The 13300-nt window shown below is 72.0% G+C and carries 8 protein-coding genes; 6 read left to right on the top strand and 2 right to left on the bottom strand.

All coding sequences use genetic code 11. The annotated features are described in order from the left end of the window. Positions 1 to 47 precede the first annotated feature (47 nt). Positions 48 to 3626 carry a chromosome segregation protein SMC gene (smc, locus tag EKH77_RS23440; RefSeq protein WP_126916286.1) on the top strand — a complete coding sequence of 1193 codons (3579 nt, stop codon included), beginning with the start codon at positions 48 to 50 and terminating at the stop codon, positions 3624 to 3626. 140 nt (positions 3627 to 3766) lie between these two features. Continuing rightward, positions 3767 to 5260, top strand: a complete 1494-nt coding sequence (locus tag EKH77_RS23445) for a sugar porter family MFS transporter (RefSeq protein WP_397612493.1) — start codon at positions 3767 to 3769, stop codon at positions 5258 to 5260. 394 nt (positions 5261 to 5654) lie between these two features. Here EKH77_RS23445 and EKH77_RS23450 read toward each other — a convergent pair whose 3' ends face one another. Continuing rightward, complete coding sequence (locus tag EKH77_RS23450) at positions 5655 to 7139, bottom strand: purine-cytosine permease family protein (protein ID WP_126918243.1); 1485 nt, start codon at positions 7137 to 7139, stop codon at positions 5655 to 5657. Between the two features lie 223 nt (positions 7140 to 7362). On the opposite strand from EKH77_RS23450, the gene ftsY reads away from it, so the two are divergent. Beyond that, positions 7363 to 8610, top strand: coding sequence for a signal recognition particle-docking protein FtsY (gene ftsY / locus EKH77_RS23455; protein WP_126916287.1), 1248 nt, complete (start codon positions 7363 to 7365; stop codon positions 8608 to 8610). A gap of 64 nt (positions 8611 to 8674) precedes the next feature. Here the strand turns inward: ftsY and EKH77_RS23460 are convergent, their stop codons facing one another. Continuing rightward, positions 8675 to 9337, bottom strand: a complete 663-nt coding sequence (locus EKH77_RS23460; RefSeq protein ID WP_126916288.1) for a bifunctional DNA primase/polymerase — start codon at positions 9335 to 9337, stop codon at positions 8675 to 8677. 472 nt (positions 9338 to 9809) lie between these two features. Here EKH77_RS23460 and nsdA point away from each other — a divergent pair, with 472 nt between their 5' ends. The 3 genes from nsdA to EKH77_RS23475 all read left to right on the top strand — a co-directional run bounded on the left by nsdA (position 9810) and on the right by EKH77_RS23475 (position 13279). Continuing rightward, positions 9810 to 11327 (top strand): transcriptional repressor NsdA, encoded by a 1518-nt coding sequence (gene nsdA / locus EKH77_RS23465; RefSeq protein ID WP_240667494.1) that lies wholly within the window; start codon positions 9810 to 9812, stop codon positions 11325 to 11327. A 327-nt stretch (positions 11328 to 11654) separates the two neighbouring features. Further along, positions 11655 to 12944, top strand: coding sequence for an ammonium transporter (locus EKH77_RS23470; protein ID WP_126916289.1), 1290 nt, complete (start codon positions 11655 to 11657; stop codon positions 12942 to 12944). Then, a complete protein-coding gene (locus tag EKH77_RS23475; protein ID WP_126916290.1) occupies positions 12941 to 13279 on the top strand; it encodes a P-II family nitrogen regulator in 339 nt (112 codons plus the stop codon). The genes EKH77_RS23470 and EKH77_RS23475 overlap by 4 nt, the downstream gene beginning before the upstream one ends. Positions 13280 to 13300: the final 21 nt, after the last annotated feature.

Below are 13300 nucleotides of genomic sequence, written 5' to 3' on the forward strand. Positions count from 1 at the left end.
GGCGCGCGGCCGTGCCGGGCGGCGCACGGCCGGTAGAGTCCTACCGCGTGCACCTCAAGAGCCTTACCCTGCGCGGCTTCAAATCCTTCGCCTCCGCCACCACGCTGCGCTTCGAGCCCGGGATCACCTGCGTCGTCGGCCCCAACGGCTCCGGGAAGTCCAATGTCGTGGACGCGCTCTCCTGGGTCATGGGCGAGCAGGGCGCCAAGTCGCTGCGCGGCGGCAAGATGGAGGACGTCATCTTCGCCGGGACGACCGGCCGCCCCCCGCTGGGCCGCGCCGAGGTCTCCCTCACCATCGACAACTCCGACGGTGCCCTCCCCATCGACTACGCGGAAGTCACCATCACGCGGATCATGTTCCGCAACGGCGGCAGCGAGTACCAGATCAACGGCGACACCTGCCGGCTGCTCGACATCCAGGAACTCCTCTCCGACTCCGGCATCGGCCGCGAGATGCACGTCATCGTCGGCCAGGGCCAGCTCGACTCCGTCCTCCACGCCGACCCCCAGGGCCGCCGCGCCTTCATCGAGGAGGCCGCCGGTGTCCTCAAGCACCGCAAGCGCAAGGAGAAGGCGCTGCGGAAGCTCGACGCGATGAAGGCCAACCTCGCCCGCGTCCAGGACCTCACCGACGAACTGCGCCGCCAGCTCAAACCGCTCGGCCGGCAGGCCGCCGTCGCCCGCCGCGCCGCCGTCATCCAGGCCGACCTGCGCGACGCCCGGCTCCGGCTGCTCGCCGACGACCTGGTCGCCCTTCGCGAGGCCCTGCGCGCCGAGATCGCCGACGAGGCCGCCCTCAAGACCCGCAAGGACGCCGCCGAAGCCGAACTGCGGGCCGCCGCCCTCCGCGAGGCCGCCCTCGAAGAGCACGTCCGCGAGCTCGCCCCGCGCCTCACCCGCGCCCAGCAGACCTGGCACGAACTCTCCCGGCTCGCCGAACGCGTCCGCGGCACCATCAGCCTCGCCGACGCCCGCGTCACCAGCGCCACCACCGCCCCCGCCGAGGAGCGCCGCGGCCGCGACCCCGAGGACCTGGAACGCGAGGCCGCCCGCGTCCGCGAGCAGGAAGCCGAGCTCGAAGCCGCCCTGGAGGCCGCCGGCCACGCCCTGGAGGCCACCGCCGGACACCGCGCCGAGCTCGAACGCCGCCTCGCCGAGGAGGAACGCCGCCTCAAGGACGCCGCCCGCGCCATCGCCGACCGCCGCGAACACCTCGCCCGGCTCCAGGGCCGGGTCACCGCCGCCCACGGCCGCGCCGCCTCCGCCGAGGCCGAGATCGGCCGCCTCGCGGCGGCCCGCGACGAGGCCGCCGAGCGCGCGGCCGCCGCACAGGAGGAGTACGAGCACCACCAGGCCGAGGCCGACGGCACCGCCGCCGACGACGCCGAGCTCGCCGCCCGCCACGACGCCGCCAGGGCCGCTCTGGCCGCCGCCGGGGCCGCCCTCGACGCCGCCCGCGAGGAGGCCGCCGAGGCCGACCGCCGCCGCGCCGCCGTCACCGCCCGCCGCGACGCGCTCGCCCTCGGCCTCCGCCGCAAGGACGGCACCGGAGCGCTGCTGAGCGCGCGGGAACGACTGACCGGACTCCTCGGCCCGGCCGCCGGACTCCTCACCGTCACCCCCGGATACGAGCTCCCCGTCGCCGCCGCCCTCGGCACGGCGGCCGACGCGATCGCCGTCACCGGCCCCGCCGCCGCGGCCGAGGCCCTGCGCCTGCTGAAGAAGGAGGACGCCGGCCGGGCCACCCTCCTGCTCGCGGGGCCCGCAGAAGGAACGTCACCTCACCGTGAGCACGCCGAGGACGCCCCCGCCGGCGCCCTCCCGGCCGCCGGCCTGGTACGCGGCCCCGACGACCTGATGCCCGCCGTCCGCCGGCTGCTGCGCGGCTACCTCGTCGTCGACACGCTCGAGGACGCCGAGGCCCTCGTCCGCAGCCACCCCGAGCGCACCGCCGTCACCGCCGACGGCGATCTGCTCGGCGCCCACCTCGCCCAGGGCGGCTCCGGCGGAGCCCCCAGCCTCCTGGAGACCCAGGCGGCCGTGGACGAGGCCACCGCCGAGCTGACCGGGCTGACCGCCCGCTGCGCCGCGCTCGCCGAGGCCCGGCACACGGCCGAGGAGCGGCGCGCGGCCGCGGCCGCCCTCGTCGAGGAGCTGGCGGCCCGCCGCGGCGACGCCGACCGGGAGAAGTCGCGGACCGCCCAGGCGCTCGGCCGCCTCGCCGGGCAGGCCAGGGCGGCGGCGGGTGAGGCCGAGCGCACCGCCGCGGCGGTCGCGCGCGCCGAGGAGGCGCTCCTGCGGGCCACCGAGGAGGCCGAGGAGCTCGCCGCCCGGCTCGCGGCGGCCGAGGAGCTCGACGACGAGCACGGCGCGGACGAACCCGACACCTCCGTCCGCGACCGCCTCGCCGCCGACGGCGCCAACGCGCGGCAGACCGAGATGGAGGCGCGCCTCGCGGTCCGTACCCACGAGGAGCGGGTCAAGGCGCTCGCCGGCCGGGCCGACGGGCTCGACCGCGCGGCCCGCGCCGAACGCGAGGCGCGCGCCCGCGCCGAGCGGCGGCAGGCCCGGCTGGCGCACGAGGCACGGGTCGCCGGGGCCGTCGCGTCCGGCGCCCGCCAGCTCCTGGCCCACGTGGAGGTCTCGCTGCTGCGCGCGGACGAGGAACGCGGCCGGGCCGAGCGCGCGAAGGCCGAGCGGGAGGTGGAACTGACCGCCGAGCGCGACCGCTCCCGGGCCCTCAAGACGGAGCTGGACAAGCTGACCGACTCCGTCCACCGCGGTGAGGTCCTCGGCGCGGAGAAGCGGCTGCGCATCGAGCAGCTGGAGGCCAGGGCCCTGGAGGAGCTGGGTGTGGAGCCGGCCGTCCTGATCGCCGAGTACGGGCCCGACCAGCCCGTACCGCCCTCGCCCCCGGCGGAGGGCGAGGAGCTCCCCGACGACCCGGATCACCCGCGCAACCGGCCCGTGCCCTACGACCGGGCCGCCCAGGAGAAGCGCCTCAAGGCCGCCGAACGCGCGTACCAGCAGCTCGGCAAGGTCAACCCGCTGGCCCTGGAGGAGTTCGCGGCGCTGGAGGAACGCCACCAGTTCCTCTCCGAACAACTCGAAGACCTCAAAAAGACCCGGGCCGACCTCCTCCAGGTCGTCAAGGACGTCGACAAGCGCGTGGAGGAGGTCTTCACGGCGGCGTACCACGACACGGCCCGGCAGTTCGAGGGCGTCTTCTCCCGGCTGTTCCCCGGCGGCGAGGGCCGTCTGGTGCTCACCGACCCGGACGACATGCTGGCCACAGGCGTGGACGTGGAGGCCCGGCCGCCCGGCAAGAAGGTGAAGCGGCTGTCCCTGCTGTCGGGCGGCGAGCGCTCCCTGACCGCGGTCGCCCTCCTCGTCGCCATCTTCAAGGCCCGGCCGAGCCCGTTCTACGTCATGGACGAGGTCGAGGCGGCCCTGGACGACACCAATCTCCAGCGGCTGATCGGGATCATGAGGGAACTCCAGGAGAGCTCCCAGCTGATTGTGATCACCCACCAGAAACGGACCATGGAAGTCGCCGACGCGCTCTACGGAGTGTCGATGCAGGGCGACGGAGTGTCGAAGGTGATCAGCCAGCGGCTCAACTAGCCAAGATCGATTCAACTATTGAAGCCAACGGTGGGGAAACGCCCGGGAAACTTCTTCATCACAACCTATTGACTTAGAAAATTGAAGACATAGGGTCTCCCACGACGCTCGCGCCTTCACGTGGTGACCCCCTTGATCTTGTGTCCCACTGGATCCGTCCCACGGGAAAGGCCGCCCCCCACTCCCGGCAACGTGGCCGGGCCCAGGAGAAAACCTTGACCAGCACTGCGATGGCGCAGGGGTCCGAGGGCCGCAAGGCCCAGCCGGACCACCTCGGCCATGTCATCTTCATCACCGCGGCCGCGGCCATGGGTGGCTTCCTCTTCGGCTACGACAGCTCCGTGATCAACGGCGCGGTCGAGGGCATCCGCGGGAAGTACGACATCGGTTCCGCCGCCCTGGCCCAGGTCATCGCCATCGCGCTGATCGGCTGCGCCGTCGGCGCGGCCGTCGCCGGCAAGCTCGCCGACCGCATCGGCCGCATCCGGGTCATGCAGATCTCCGCGACGCTGTTCACCATCAGCGCCGTCGGCTCGGCCGTGCCCTTCTCGCTCTACGACCTCGCCTTCTGGCGCGTCCTGGGCGGCATGGCCATCGGCATGGCCTCCGTCATCGGCCCGGCCTACATCGCCGAGGTCTCCCCGCCGGCCTACCGCGGCCGTCTCGGCGCCTTCCAGCAGGCCGCGATCGTCGTCGGCATCGCCGTCTCGCAGCTGGTCAACTGGGGCATCCTCAACGCCGCCGACGGCAACCAGCGCGGCAAGGTCCTGGGCATCGAGGCCTGGCAGCTCATGCTCGGCGTCATGGTCGTCCCGGCCGTCCTCTACGGCCTGCTCTCCTTCGCCATCCCCGAGTCCCCCCGCTTCCTGATCTCCATCGGCAAGACCGACAAGGCCAAGGAGATCCTGGCCGAGGTCGAGGGCCACGCCATCGACGTCGACAAGCGCGTCGCCGAGATCGAGCACGCGATGCACAGCGAGGAGAAGTCCACCTTCAAGGACCTCATCGGCGGCAAGGGCGGCCTGCTCCCGATCGTCTGGGTCGGCATCGGCCTCTCCGTCTTCCAGCAGTTCGTCGGCATCAACGTCGCGTTCTACTACTCCTCGACGCTGTGGCAGTCCGTGGGCGTCAACCCGGAGAGCTCGTTCTTCTACAGCTTCACCACGTCGATCATCAACATCGTCGGCACCGTGATCGCGATGATCCTCGTCGACCGGATCGGCCGTAAGCCGCTCGCGCTCGTCGGTTCCGTCGGCATGGCGCTCTCCCTGGCCCTCGAGGCCTGGGCCTTCGCCTCCAAGACGGCCGACGGCACCCTGCCCACCACGCAGGGCACGGTCGCGCTCGTCGCGGCCCACGCGTTCGTCCTCTTCTTCGCGCTCTCCTGGGGCGTCGTGGTCTGGGTCTTCCTGGGCGAGATGTTCCCCAACCGCATCCGCGCCGCGGCGCTCGGTGTCGCCGCGTCGGCCCAGTGGGTCGCGAACTGGGCCATCACGGCCAGCTTCCCGAGCCTGGCGGACTGGAACCTCTCGGGTGCGTACGTGATCTACGCGGTCTTCGCCGTGCTCTCGATTCCCTTCGTGCTCAAGTTCGTGAAGGAGACCAAGGGCAAGGCGCTGGAGGAGATGGGCTAACCCCCCCGCCGCCCCTCTCCTCGAAAGGGTGCGGCCCCAGCCGACAAGGCTGGGGCCGCACCCTTTCGCTTTCCGGCTGCCCGCCGCCGGGAGTGCCCGCGCCTGGCGGCGCGGGTTTCGCCCACCCGCCCGCCCGATTACCCGGAAGCGCACCCACGAGGTACTGACGTGAGGGGGCGGGGTGGGGTGGATGGGCCCTGGTAGGGGCGTGAAGAGCTCTTCGCCGCTGGAGCCGAGTACGGGGCACCCCGTACCGAAGTGGCAGGCACCGCGAAGAGGTCAGCCCCGTAAGGGCCCGTCCGCCCCACCCCGCCCCCGACCCCGACCCACGGCGGGGGCACCCGGAAACGCGAAGAGGGCCCCCGAAGGGGCCCTCAGACACGTGCCGAGTAGGTTACGCGGCGACCTTCTCGCGCTCAGGCGCGTCGGCCGCGACCTCCGCCGCAACCTCCCGCGGCGTCGGCAGCACCGCCATGACCGCCGCCGAGATCACGATCGTCGCCGCCCAACCGAGCCCGTACTTGCCGACGAACGTGCCCGACAGCGGGCCGGCGAACCAGTCGCACTTGGTGAAGGCGATGCCCGCCAGCAGGGCCACGGCCCACGCCGTCATCGCCTGCCAGCAGAAGCCGCCGACGTACCAGTACCGGCTGGTGCGGCCGGTGTCCATGAGGGCCTCGGCGTCGTAGCGCACCGCGCGCTTGCGGCGGCGGTTCATGTCGACGGCGTAGACGCCGATCCAGGCCGAGAAGGAGACGGCCAGCAGGATCAGGAAGGTGATGAACGAGCTCAGGAAGCTCTTCGCGACCAGCATCAGCAGCAGACCGCCGACCAGCGAGATCGCGGCGTTGATGCTCACGGCCAGCGCTCGCGGCAGCTTGACGCCCATGGTCTGGGCGGTGAAGCCGGCCGAGTACATCGACAGCGAGTTGATCAGCAGCATGCCGACGATCGCGGTGATCAGGTAGGGCACGGCGAGCCACGTCGGGAGGATGTCACCGAGGAAGGAGACCGGGTCCGGAGCGTCGGCGAGGCCCGGCGTGGCCACGGCCATGACCGCGCCCATCATCACCATGGGGACCATCACGAGGCCCGCGCCGGACACCGTGACGCCGGCGATCTTTTTACCGGAGGCCGCGTGCGGCAGATAGCGCGCGAAGTCGGGACCGGTGGGCACCCAGCTGATGCCGCCGGCCGCGATCGTGCCGACACCGGCGACGACCATCGCTGTCGTACCCGCCGGCTTGGAGAAGACGTCGTCCCACTTGATGTTGGCTATCAGGTAGCCGAGCACCAGCACGCTGAAGACGCCGAAGAGGTACGTCGACCAGGTGTTGCAGACGTTGAGCGCCTTGCGGCCCATGCCGCTCACCAGGAACGTGCAGGCGACGAAGACGAACAGCGTGATGACGATCAGCACGTTGTTGCTCTTCACACCGAAGACCAGGTCGAGCACGGTCAGCACCGCGTACGCGCCGGTGACCGCGTTGATCGTCTCCCAGCCGAAGCGGGCGACCCACAGGATCGCGCCCGGGAAGAGGTTGCCGCGCACACCGAAGGTGGCCCGGGAGAGCATCGCGCCAGGCGCGCCGCCCCACTTGCCCGACACGGAGACCACACCGACCAGGCCGAACGACACGAGCGCGGCGCACGCCGCGACGATCATGACCTGCCAGAAGTTCAGCTTGTTGAAGACCACCAGCGCCGCGCCCATGGTGAGCAGCAGCACGCTGATGTTGGCGGCCACCCAGGTCGGGAAGAGTTCCCGGACCCGGCCGTGGCGCTCGTTGTCGGGTACCGGCTCGATACCGCGGGTCTCGACGGCGCTCACGGCGCTGTCGGTGCTGGACACGTTGGCGCCTTCGGCAGCGTTGTCCATGGTGGGGGCCATATCGGGGGCTCCGTGTGGGGGAATTGCAGGGCGGGGCCTGGGCAGAAAGGGACGTTGGGGACTCTACGCGCGTCGCGTGAACCCACGCCATCGTACTTTGATCTAACTTTGGCCGGTTAGTGCCATTGGTCCTTGTGGAAAAGCACGAACACGCCCCGTTCGAAGGCGCCGCAGCGTCCTCGCGGGCAGGTGCCCGATACTGGGGGGCGTTATGGACATCGTCATCCTTGCTGTAGTCATCGCCGTGGTCGCGCTGGGCGCGATCAGCGGGCTCGTGGTCAGCAGCCGCAAGAAGAAAGCGCTGCCGCCCGCTCCGCCGAGCAGCCCGACCGTCACCGCGCCGCCCGCCGAACCGCACGTCGGCGAGGAGGCCGAGACCCCGCGGCCGGAACCCCGCCGCACCGTTGAGGAAGTGGAGCTCCCCGAGGCCGCCCCCGCCCCGGAGGAGACCGCTCCCGTCGTCGAACCGGAGCCCGCGGCCGAGGCCGCCGCGCCGGCCGAGCCCGAGATCGAGGTTCCCGAGCCCACCGCCGGCCGGCTGGTGCGGCTGCGGGCCCGGCTCTCCCGCTCCCAGAACTCCCTCGGCAAGGGTCTGCTGACCCTGCTGTCCCGTGAGCACCTCGACGAGGACACCTGGGAGGAGATCGAGGACACCCTCCTCACCGCCGATGTGGGCGTCGCGCCCACCCAGGAGCTCGTCGAGCGCCTGCGCGAGCGCGTCAAGGTCCTCGGCACCCGCACCCCCGACGAGCTGCGCGCCCTGCTGCGCGAGGAGCTGCTCACCCTGATCGGCACCGAGGCCGACCGCAGCGTCCACACCGAGCCCGGTGTGGGGACGAACGGCGAGGAGAAGCCCGGCGTCGTGATGGTCGTCGGCGTCAACGGCGTCGGCAAGACCACCACCACCGGCAAGCTCGCCCGGGTGCTCGTCGCCGACGGGAAGTCCGTCGTCCTGGGCGCGGCCGACACCTTCCGTGCCGCCGCCGCCGATCAGCTCCAGACCTGGGGCGAGCGCGTGGGCGCGCGCACGGTGCGCGGGCCCGAGGCCGGCGACCCGGCGTCGATCGCCTTCGACGCGGTCAAGGAGGGCATCGCCGAGAAGGCGGACGTCGTGCTCATCGACACCGCCGGCCGGCTGCACACCAAGACCGGTCTGATGGACGAGCTGGGCAAGGTCAAGCGCGTCGTGGAGAAGCACGGCTCGGTCGACGAGGTGCTGCTCGTCCTCGACGCCACCACCGGCCAGAACGGCCTGGTCCAGGCGCGGGTCTTCGCCGAGGTCGTCGACATCACCGGTGTCGTCCTCACCAAGCTCGACGGCACGGCCAAGGGCGGCATCATCGTCCAGGTCCAGCGCGAGCTGGGCGTGCCGGTCAAGCTCGTCGGTCTCGGCGAGGGCGCGGACGACCTCGCGCCGTTCGAGCCGGAGGCGTTCGTCGACGCGCTGATCGGCGAGTAGGCGATTTCAGCGGATACGGGCCCCGTCGCGACCGCGGCGGGGCCCGTTCTCATGCGGAACGCGGTCACACCGAGCGATGACACACATACGCCAGCGTCCCCAGCAGGAGGCGGGCCTCCGGGGGGCAGCCCGCCGTGTCGAGGGCGGGCGGCAGCAGCCAGCGCATCGGGCCCAGGCCCGCGTAGTCCGACGGCGGGGCCGTGATGTGGTCGCCGCGGCCCAGGCCGCGCAGATCGAGCCGGGCGTCGTCCCACCCCATGCGGTAGAGCAGCTGGGGGAGCTCGGCGGCCGCGCCGGGGGCGACGAGGAACAGCGCGCGCCCGTCGGGGGTGAGGGCGACGGGGCCCAGCGGCACCCCCATCCGCTCCAGCCGGGCCAGGGCGTGCCGCCCGGCCGCCTCGGCGACCTCCAGCACGTCGAAGGAGCGGCCCACCGGCAGCAGCACGGCGGCGCCCGGCACCTCCGCCCAGGCGGCCGCGGCCTCGTCCAGCGTGGAGCCCGCCGGGACGGGGGACGCGAAGGGGAGCGGGTGGGCGCCGGGGGAGGGGCAGTCGGCGGCTCCGCAGGAGCAGATCACCCGGCCCCCGCGCGAGGCCCGGGCGCCCGGGACCACGTCCCAGCCCCACAGGCCGGTGTACTCCGCGACCGTCGTCGCGTATTCGGACGCGCGGCCTCGGCGCCGAGAGCTCGAGCGCAGGTCCCGGATGCCGCCGATCGTGAAGCCCATGCCCCCTCCAACGGGTCGTGTTCGCGGTTGGTTACGTGTCGGAGTGTCTCGGACACGTACGGTCGCGGACGTGGGCTCCGGGGCGGCGCGACGGTGTGCGACGGGTGGTGCGCCGGAGGGTGCGCGCCGTGGCGCGCGACGATCCACCCGTTGCCCGGTTTCCCCGTGGTCGTTCCGCGTCAAGTCAATCGCGAACTGCGGGGGAGTCGTTCATTCCTTGGGGTGGCGAATGGTGGCGTTTACTGGACCGCTCTCGCCTGAACGGTGATCGTAGGATTACTTTCGGTGCATGGACAGCGCCGGACAGGCGGCCGCAACACGCGGCAAGCTGTTGGCGGTTCACGCGCAGACGTGGTGAACGCACGTGTGGACACGTATGGGCGTGGTCACAGGCAAGGTGCGGAAGCGGGCCGCTGCGTGGACGCGGACGCGTTTGGTCGCGGAATTGCGGATTGTGGATGGGGGCGTTCCCGTGAGCGGCAATGTCAGTGGTGCCGACGGCACCGATCGGGCCGAGAAGGCCGACCGGGCCGACAAGGGTGAGAAACGCCCGAACGAACAGCTGAACTCCTGGTTCCTGCGCAGCGGGTGGTCCAAGGGCGAGCTCGCCCGCCAGGTGAACCGAAGGGCCCGGCAGCTCGGCGCCCACCACATCAGCACGGACACCTCCCGGGTGCGCCGCTGGCTGGACGGCGAGCAGCCCCGCGAGCCCATCCCCAAGATCCTCTCCGAGCTGTTCTCCGAGCGCTTCGGCTGCGTCGTCGGCGTCGAGGACATCGGCCTGCGCGTCGCCCACCAGTCGCCCTCCGTCGGCGGGGTCGACCTGCCCTGGGCCGCCCCCCAGACCGTCGAGCTGCTCAGCGAGTTCTCCCGCAGCGACCTGATGCTCGCCCGCAGGGGCTTCCTCGGCACCTCGCTCGCCCTCACCGCCGGCCCCGCCCTCATCGAGCCCATGCAGCGCTGGCTGGTGCCCGGCCCCACCGGCCGGGACGGCGCGCGGTCCGCCGAGCGCGACCGCTCCCGCAGGTCCCGGCTCTCCGAGCCGGAGCTGGAGCTGCTGGAGTCCACGACGGCGATGTTCCGCCAGTGGGACGCCCAGTGCGGCGGCGGGCTGCGCCGCAAGGCCGTCGTGGGCCAGCTCCACGAGGTCACCGACCTCCTCCAGGAGCCCCAGCCCGACGAGACCACCCGGCGGCTGTTCCACGTCGCCGCCGAGCTGGCCGAGCTGGCCGGCTGGATGAGCTACGACATCGGCCTCCACCCCACCGCCCAGAAGTACTTCGTCCTCGCCCTCCACGCCGCCAAGGAGGCCGGCAACCGCCCCCTGGGCTCGTTCGTGCTCTCCATGATGAGCCGCCAGATGATCCACCTCGGCCGGCCCGACGACGCCCTGGAGCTGATCCACCTCGGCCAGTACGGCTCCCGGGAGACGGCCACCCCCCGCACCCAGGCCATGCTCCACGCCATGGAGGCCCGCGCCTACGCCAACATGGGCCAGCCCGCCAAGGTCAAGCGCGCGGTCGCCATGGCCGAGGACTGCTTCGCGGACTGCTCCAAGAGCGACCGCGACCCCGACTGGATCCGCTTCTTCTCCGAGGCCGAGCTCAACGCCGAGAACGCCCACTCCTTCCGCGACCTGGCCTATGTGGCCGGCTGCAGCCCCACCTACGCCCAGCTCGCGCGGCCCAAGATGGAGCGCGCCGTCGAGCTGTTCTCCCAGGACGACGAGCACCAGCGTTCGTATGCGCTCAACCTCATCGGCATGGCCACCGTGCACCTGCTCCAGCGCGAGCCGGAGGCCTGCGCCGAGCCCGTGAAGAAGGCGCTGAGGATCGCCAAGCAGGTCCGCTCCGAGCGGGTCAACAACCGCCTGCGCAAGACCGTGGACAACGCCCTGCGCGACTTCGGGGACGTCGCCGAAGTCGTCGACCTGACCGACCACCTCGCCGTTCACCTGCCGGAATCCCTGGAGGCCGCCCACGCGGTCTGATCCTCCGGCCCCTCTGCCCGGCCGCGACGACCCTCCCGTACAGCCCGACTCGGCCTCCCCCACGCCAGGTCACCCCGGACGGTCGCCGCGGCCGGTCCGTGTCCGCGCGCGGGAGCGCGGCCGGGCGGCCCGCAGGATAGGGGAGACCCGCCGCGCCCGTCCCGCCGTTCACCGGCGCGTAACACGCCCGGCCCCATCGTCACCGGCGTGAAACAGCCCACGGCACCGGCTGAAACCGCGCTGCGACAGCCTCGAGGCGACAACGGCCCACCGAAGGAACACCGCCCGCACGGGGGCCCGGGCCGCGGCGGCGAGGAGACACCGACATTGAATGGCGCAGACACCGCGTTCGTACTGATCAGTGCCGCGCTCGTGATGCTGATGACACCCGCCCTGGCCTTCTTCTACGGCGGCATGGTCCGGGTCAAGAGCGCGCTCAACATGCTGATGATGTCGTTCATCTCGCTGGGCGTCGTCAGCGTCCTGTGGGTGCTCTACGGCTACTCCCTGGCCTTCGGTGACGACATCGGCGCCGGGCTCCTGGGCGGCCTCGGCCACCTCGGCCTGAGCGGCATCCACCCCGACACCCTCACCGGCGGCAAGGAGGGCATCCCCGTCCTCGCCTTCGCCCTCTTCCAGATGATGTTCGCCGTCATCACCCCCGCCCTGATGAGCGGCGCCCTCGCCGACCGCGTGAAGTTCAGCGCCTGGACGCTGTTCATCGCCCTGTGGGTGAGCGTCGTCTACTTCCCCGTCGCCCACTGGGTCTGGCAGGCCGACGGCTGGCTGTTCAAGCTCAAGGTGATCGACTTCGCCGGCGGCACGGCCGTCCACATCAACGCGGGCATCGGCGCCCTCGCCGCCGTCCTCGTCGTCGGCAAGCGCGTCGGCTTCAAGAAGGACCCGATGCGCCCCCACAGCCTGCCCCTGGTGATGCTCGGCGCCGGGCTCCTCTGGTTCGGCTGGTTCGGCTTCAACGCCGGCTCCGCGCTCGCCGCCAACGGCACCGCCGCCAACATGGCCATGAACACCCAGATCGCCACCGGCGCCGCCATGCTCGGCTGGCTCGCCTACGAGCGGATCCGGCACGGCGCGTTCACCACCCTCGGCGCCGCCTCCGGAGCCGTCGCCGGCCTCGTCGCCATCACCCCCTCCGGCGCCGCCGTCAACGCCTTCGGCGCGATCCTCATCGGCCTCGTCGCCGGCGCCGTCTGCTCCTGGGCCGTCAGCTGGAAGTTCAGGCTCGGCTTCGACGACTCCCTCGACGTGGTCGGCGTCCACCTCGTCGGCGGCGTCATCGGCACCCTCCTCGTCGGCCTCCTCGCCACCGACGGCGTCGGCGGCCTCACCCAGCTCGGCCGCCAGGCCGCCGGCGCGTTCTCGGTGATGGCCTACTCCTTCACCGTCTCCTGGCTCCTCGCCAAGCTCGTCGACAAGCTCGTCGGCTTCCGGGCCACCGAGGAGGACGAGATCAGCGGCATCGACCAGGCCTTCCACGCCGAGAGCGCCTACGACTTCACCGCCGTCGGCGGAGCCGCCGCCTCCCGCGCCGTCCACCACGCCCCCGCACAGCAGCAGCACCCGAACGACACGTACGACAAGAAGGTGGACGCGTGAAGCTCGTCACCGCGATCGTCAAGCCCTACAAGCTCGAGGACGTCAAGGCCGCCCTGCAGGAGTTCGGCGTCCACGGCCTGACCGTCACCGAGGCCACCGGATACGGCCGCCAGCGCGGCCACACCGAGGTCTACCGGGGCGCCGAGTACCGGATCGACCTCGTCCCCAAGGTCCGCATAGAGGTCCTCGCGGAGGACGGCGACGCCGACGACATCGTCGACGTCATCGTCCGCAGCGCCCGGACCGGAAAGATCGGCGACGGCAAGGTCTGGGTCGTCCCCCTCGACACCGTCGCCCGCGTCCGCACCGACGAGCGCGGCCCCGACGCGCTGTGACCGCCTCCAGCACCGGTTGAC

It is taken from the genome of Streptomyces luteoverticillatus, assembly GCF_003970715.1.
GTDB lineage: Bacteria > Actinomycetota > Actinomycetes > Streptomycetales > Streptomycetaceae > Streptomyces > Streptomyces abikoensis.

Excerpts from the sequence above, each read along its gene's own strand:
- ftsY (WP_126916287.1), top strand. The coding sequence starts at position 7,363 with ATGGACATCGTCATCCTTGCTGTAGTCATCGCCGTGGTCGCGCTGGGC.
- EKH77_RS23460 (WP_126916288.1), bottom strand. The coding sequence starts at position 9,337 with ATGGGCTTCACGATCGGCGGCATCCGGGACCTGCGCTCGAGCTCTCGG.
- EKH77_RS23450 (WP_126918243.1), bottom strand. The coding sequence starts at position 7,139 with ATGGACAACGCTGCCGAAGGCGCCAACGTGTCCAGCACCGACAGCGCC.